Below are 5,608 nucleotides of genomic sequence, written 5' to 3'. Positions count from 1 at the left end.
CAGCGCCTGCAGCAACTCCACCTGGGAGCCCTCCCACGTCCTCATGGCCATGGGCGTCCCGATTCGGCGCGCCGTCGGCAGCATCCGTTTCTCCCTCGGCGAAACCACCACCCCCGCCCAGATCGACGCCGTCCTCGCCCTCCTCCCCGAGGCCGTCCAAGTCGCCCGCGCCCGGTTCGTCGGCTCCCGCGCCTGACCCTTGGCCCGCGCCCCCCTACACTCGAAACGGTGAACGCCGAGGCCCTCCCCTACACCCTGCTCATCATCCTCGCCGAAATCACCATCGGCAGCCTCTGGGTCACCCTCTACAGCGACCTCCGCGGCGGCGTCACGCGTGGCTTCGTCCTCACCATGGCCCTCTGCATCGCCATCGCTGGCAGCCTCACCCTCTGGACCGCCGCATCCCTCACCATCGGCACCGCCGTCGATGGCTACCCCATCGACCCCGACCCCTTCCCCCGCTTCCGCACCGCCATCCTCCTCACCACCATCGCCAGCGGCATCTACCTGTTCGCCGTCTTCATGGGCTGGGATCCCCTCGGCCGCATCGCCGGCATCGTCGGCTCCCTCGCCGGTCTCGCTGCCATCGTCCTCCTCGCCATCATGTTCGCCCCACCCACCTGGGGGTACCCCGCCATCTTCCTCGGCCTCTTCGCTGGCACGCTCGCCCTCGGCGGCGTCTCCGTCGCCATGACGTGGGGCCACTGGTACCTCACCGAAGGCGCCCTGCCCGCCTGGCCCCTGCGCGACCTCTGCCTCCTCCTCCTCGGCGCCCACGGCCTCCAGGCCGTCATCCTCGTCCTCAACCTCGCCCTCCCCGTGCGCGAAGTCCCCCTGCCAGCCAATCCCATCGATGTCGGCCTCTTCCAGAACCCCGTCCTCTACCTCCGCATCGGCGTCGGCCTCGTTTTCCCCATCATCCTCGCCTACCTCGCCTACCGCACCACCCGCATCCGCGCCATGCAGAGCGCCACCGGCCTCCTTTACATCGCCATGGGGGCCGTGTTCGTCGGCGAAGTCCTCGCCAAAGGCCTCATGTTCCTCACCGCCCGCCCCACCTAGTCCCCCCGCCCTTGCTCCCCTTGCCCCCTCCCCGTAGAGTCCCCCCGACAGCTCTCCCCGAGGAGGACCCCGTTGGACCCCCAGGTCGAAGCCCTGCTCCAGATGATGGCCGCCCAGGCCCAGGCCGCCGGCGTTCCCCCCCTGTGGGAACTCCCCCCCGATGTCGCCCGCGCCAACGCCGAAATCTCCTTCCAGGCCTTCAACCAGCCACTCCCGCCCACCGTCAGCATCACCGACCGCACCATCCCCGGCCCCGCCGGCGAAATCCCCGTCAAAATCTACACCCCCACAGGCAATGGCCCCTTCCCCCTCGTCATCTACTTCCACGGCGGCGGTTGGGTAATCGGCTCCCCGGCCACCCATACCAAGCTCTGCGCCGAAATCGCCGAAGGCGCCAGCGCCGTCGTCCTCAGCGTCGATTACCGCCTCGCGCCCGAACACAAGCCGCCCGCCCAGCTCGACGATTGCATCGCCGCCACCCGCTGGGCCCTCGCCAACGCCGCCGAACTCCAAGCCGATGCAGCCCGTTTCGCCCTTGCCGGCGACAGCGCAGGCGCCAACCTCGCCGCCTGCACCGCCCTCCGCCTCCGCGACGAGGGCGGGCCCCGCGCCCGGCTCCAACTCCTCCTCTACGGCGCCTTCACCGGCAACAACGACCTGCCCTCCGTCATCGAAAACGGCGAAGGCAAAATCCTCACCCGCCAAGCCATGGACTGGTTCTACCGCCACTACCTCTCCGGCGGAGCCGACCCCAAAGACCCCTACCTCTTCCCCATCCACGGCAACCTGCGCGACCTCCCGCCCGCCCACCTCATCGTCGGCACCCTCGACCCGCTCCTCGACGATTCCAAGCTCTACGCCGAGGCCCTCCAAGCTGCCGGCGTCCCCGTCCAGCTCAGCATCTACCAAGACCAGCCCCACATCTTCCTCCAGCTCACCGCCCTCCTCGACGGCGCCAAAAAAGGCATGGCCGAAGCCTGCCAGGCGCTCCGCACCGCCCTCGCCTGAACCTCACCCTACCCCCGCACCACCCGCGGCCGGCGCCAGCCCAGCGCCGGCCGCCACCGCCTTTCGGTACTCTCGCAGCCAACCCACGTACAGCGGCGGAAGCAAAAGCGCGAAAACCGCAGCCGTGAAGGCGAACGCCGCCCGGATGCCCACGTCATCCGCGATGAAGCCCAACACCGCCTCCAAAAACGCCACCTGCACACTGAACGCCAGCGAAACCACGCTCAGCACCGTCGCCCGCCGGTCGCTCGGCGTCTGCTCGTTGATGAACGCATCGAGCGTCGGCCGCGCCAGCCCTTGCACCATCGCCGGAACCGCAAAGAACGAAAAGGCCGCCAGCGAATCCCAGAGCGCCAGCCCCGCGAACGCCCCCACGATCGCCGCGCACGCCCCCGCCAGCAGCCGGTCGCGCCCCGCGACCGCTGCCAGCCGCCAGGCCAGCACCGCCGCCCCGATCCCCAGCAGCCGCACCGGCGCCTGGAACACCCCGAACCATCCCGTCGGCACCTCGTGCACGATCAAAAACGGCTGCACCAGCACCACCGGCGCGAACGTCGCCATCAAAAGCCCCGTCAGCAACAGCATCCCCGCACGGACCGGACGGTGCGACCATGCATACCCGAACCCCGAGCGCAGCTGCTCCACATATCCCCGCCGCTCGTGCGCCAGGCGCGGCTCCTTCATCGAAAGCGCCAACACCATCGCCACCAGCGGCGTCACCGCGCTCACCTGCACCGTGAACGCCATCCCAGCTGCCGCCGCGACAACACCGCCGAGCACGATACCCGCCAGCCCCGCCGCCATCGTCAGCGCGAACCCTCGCCCCGCCACCCGCGAAAACTCACCCTCACGCCCCGCAGCCTTCAGCGAATCGAACACCACCGCCTGGTCCGCCCCGCTCCTGCACGCCTGCGCCACCGCCCAAAGCATGTAGTCCGCGAACAACATCCAATAATTCGTCGTCAGGCCGAACCCCAGAATCGTCACCGAATACACCGCCGACCCGATCGCCAACACCTTGCCGTGCCCAATCCGGTCGGCGAGCGCACCGAACGGCGCTTCCAAGCTCGCCACCGCCAGCCAAAACGGCAGGTCCATCAGCAGCACATACTTCAGCTCCAGGCCCCGCTCCACCACCAAATACTTGATCCAGATCCCGAACCAGAGCCCGAAATCATTGAAAAACACGAACCCGTAGTAGAGTCGCGTGTTCCGGCGAGCCACCGCTTCGGGCGTCATGACCCGCCATCTTCGCACGTCACCCGCTTACGCCCCCGCCCGGGCCGCAAGCCGGCACGGCGGGGCCCCGCTCATGCCCCGCTTCCACCATCCGAGACCGTCGCCAGCAGCCCTACGGAATCTGCTGCAGAATCGCGAAAATCCCCGCGCCGATGATCGTCGTATCGCTCGAGAAAGCGATGATGCTCAGCACCAGCACCCAGACCGCCAGCCCCGCCAGATTCGCCATCACCACCTGCGTCGAATCCGCGTTCGTCACCGCCTGCGCCGCGTAGATGCTCATCACGAACAACAGCACCACCGAACCGATCGCGAAGACCGGATAGAGCACCGGGATGAACATCAGCACACTCAGCGCCAGCGGCCAGGCCGCATATCCCATCGTCCGAAAGAGTGCCTGCACGTCTGCCGATGCCTTGTACACCTGGGCCAGCATCACGTACACCACCAGGACCCAGACCGCGTACAGCGCCGCCATGAACACCCCGCCGAGGATGAACAGATTCAGCCACGGGTTCTCGGGGCCGAAATCGAAATTGAACTCCCAAAAGAGCGTCGCTCCCAGCCCCGCCAGCAGTGCCGAAATCCCCGCAATAATCAGCGCGGGGATCAGCTCGTTCACGTCGTCCCGAACTTCGTCGAATACCGACGTATCGAACCGCACGAGCCGCAGGACATGATTCACCATAACGTTCGGATCCATGCTGCCTCCTGCATGTCTACCGTATCGGCGCCTGAATTTGGGCTTTCCCACGCCGATCGGCGCGCACTATAGCACGGCAACACTCCCCTGCGAATAAATCGATCACCCCCATGCGCCAATGTCGCCCAACCTCGTCACCCCGCGCCGATCGGCCGCCGCTCCGGCGTCCCCGGCCGCCGCGGAAACCCCTCCGGGCAGGCCCGCCCCTTCCTCAGCAACGCCACCCGGACCGATGCACTCACCTCCGCGCGCATCGGCTCCACCCCCAGCAGCTCGCAGCCGAGCATCGCCATCGCCTCCCCCGCCTCCGCCAGCTCCCCCTCCAGCCGGCTGCCCTTCGGCAGCGCCACCAGCCCCCCCACCGCCGCCAGCGGCGCCGCATACTCCAGCACCACCCGAAGCTCTGCCACCGCCCGCGCCGTCACCAAATCGCATCGCTCGCGCAACGAACCCCGCCCCGCCTCCTCCGCCCGGATAGCGTGAACGGTCACATTCCCACACCCCAATTCCCTCGCCGCTCCCTCCAAGAACCGCGCCCGCTTCTGCAACGGCTCGATCAGGTGCACCTCCCACGCCGGCCGGGCCAGCGCCACCACGAGCCCCGGCCAACCCCCGCCCGTGCCCACATCCGCATAGCGTACAGCCGCCCCCGAAGCCAACCTCCCCTCCGCCAAGCGCAGCAACTCCAGCGACTCCGCATAATGGCGCCGGATAGCCTCCTCCCCCTCCACCGCCGTCAGCCGGCCCGCCTCCCTCCGCATCCTCACCAGCCCCCAGTGCCTCGCCATCCGGTCGCGCACCTCCGCCGGGAGCGCGAACACCTCCCCGAGCCAATCCCACCCCCACATCTCATCCATGTTCACCGGCACGAATGCCTCCACAGTGCTACAGTAAAAGCATGACGCATACGCCCTCGGGCGCACCTCCCACCCACGTCACCCTCCACGACGCACTCCGCGAATTCTCCGCCACCCTCAAACCACGCGACCACGACTTCGCCACCTACGCCGAAAAATTCTGCGCCGACATCGGCCCAGAAAGGTCGCCCGCCGACCTCACCCCCGCCGCCGTCGAACAGTATGGCGAGCGCAACCTCCGCGCCACCGACCCCAACGGGCAGCGCCGCCTCGTCGCCCTCAAAGCTTGGTTCAAATTCCTCAAAACGCGCGGCTACACCGAAAAGAACCTCGGCACCAGCCTCCGCCTGCCAAAATCCAACGGCCCACGCACCTCCGCCCAGGCCACCCGCGTCGTCGAAGCCCCCCTCGAAATGACCGCCGACGGCATCGAAGCCCTCCAGCGCGAGCTCGCCGACCTCGAACGTCGCATCCCCGAACTCGTTCGCGCCGTCGAAACGGCACGCTCCGACGGCGACCTCCGCGAGAACGCCCCCTACCACGCCGCCCGCGAAGCCCTCGCCTTCGCCGAAAACCGCCGCCGCCAGCTCGAAGAATCCCTCCGCCGCGCCGTCGTCGCCAATCGGTCCGACCTCGACGCCGACATCGCCGCCATCGGCTCCGGCGTCACCGTCACCTTCCTCGACCGCAACATCCAGGTCACCTACCAGCTCGTCGGCCCGCGCGAAGCCAACCCCGC

The 5,608-nt window shown here is 68.2% G+C and carries 6 protein-coding genes and 1 pseudogene; 4 read left to right on the top strand and 3 right to left on the bottom strand.

Annotated features, from left to right (window positions below):
• From VAE53_RS00310 to VAE53_RS00300, 3 genes and pseudogenes are all read left to right on the top strand, one after another.
• Nucleotides 1–196: pseudogene (locus tag VAE53_RS00310) on the top strand (cysteine desulfurase NifS); the annotation flags it as partial.
• A gap of 32 nt (nt 197–228) precedes the next feature.
• A complete protein-coding gene (locus tag VAE53_RS00305) occupies nt 229–1,062 on the top strand; it encodes a hypothetical protein (RefSeq protein ID WP_322817360.1) in 834 nt (277 codons plus the stop codon).
• Between the two features lie 72 nt (nt 1,063–1,134).
• Nucleotides 1,135–2,070 carry an alpha/beta hydrolase gene (locus tag VAE53_RS00300; protein ID WP_322817359.1) on the top strand — a complete coding sequence of 312 codons (936 nt, stop codon included), beginning with the start codon at nt 1,135–1,137 and terminating at the stop codon, nt 2,068–2,070.
• A 3-nt stretch (nt 2,071–2,073) separates the two neighbouring features.
• On the opposite strand, the gene VAE53_RS00295 is transcribed toward VAE53_RS00300, so the two are convergent.
• The 3 genes from VAE53_RS00295 to rsmG all read right to left on the bottom strand — a co-directional run bounded on the left by VAE53_RS00295 (nt 2,074) and on the right by rsmG (nt 4,881).
• On the bottom strand, nt 2,074–3,309 hold the full coding sequence (locus VAE53_RS00295) for an MFS transporter (protein ID WP_322817358.1): 1,236 nt from the start codon (nt 3,307–3,309) through the stop codon (nt 2,074–2,076).
• Nucleotides 3,310–3,421: 112 nt separating this feature from the next.
• Nucleotides 3,422–4,012 carry a hypothetical protein gene (locus tag VAE53_RS00290; protein ID WP_322817357.1) on the bottom strand — a complete coding sequence of 197 codons (591 nt, stop codon included), beginning with the start codon at nt 4,010–4,012 and terminating at the stop codon, nt 3,422–3,424.
• A 134-nt stretch (nt 4,013–4,146) separates the two neighbouring features.
• The gene (gene rsmG / locus VAE53_RS00285; RefSeq protein ID WP_322817356.1) at nt 4,147–4,881 is read right to left on the bottom strand and encodes a 16S rRNA (guanine(527)-N(7))-methyltransferase RsmG; all 735 of its coding nucleotides are present in this window, start codon (nt 4,879–4,881) and stop codon (nt 4,147–4,149) included.
• A 29-nt stretch (nt 4,882–4,910) separates the two neighbouring features.
• On the opposite strand from rsmG, the gene VAE53_RS00280 reads away from it, so the two are divergent.
• Nucleotides 4,911–5,608, top strand: a 698-nt coding sequence (locus VAE53_RS00280) for a hypothetical protein (RefSeq protein WP_322817355.1), incomplete at its 3' end; no start/stop codon positions are given.

This window comes from Tepidiforma sp., assembly GCF_034432735.1.
In the GTDB taxonomy this organism is placed as follows: Bacteria; Chloroflexota; Dehalococcoidia; order Tepidiformales; family Tepidiformaceae; genus Tepidiforma.
The sequence above is the reverse complement of the archived record's forward strand: the minus strand, read 5'-3'. Positions and strand labels throughout refer to the sequence as shown.

Coding starts and splice junctions, on each gene's coding strand:
- VAE53_RS00295 (WP_322817358.1), bottom strand. CDS start 3,309: ATGACGCCCGAAGCGGTGGCTCGCCGGAACACGCGACTCTACTACGGG.
- VAE53_RS00290 (WP_322817357.1), bottom strand. CDS start 4,012: ATGGATCCGAACGTTATGGTGAATCATGTCCTGCGGCTCGTGCGGTTC.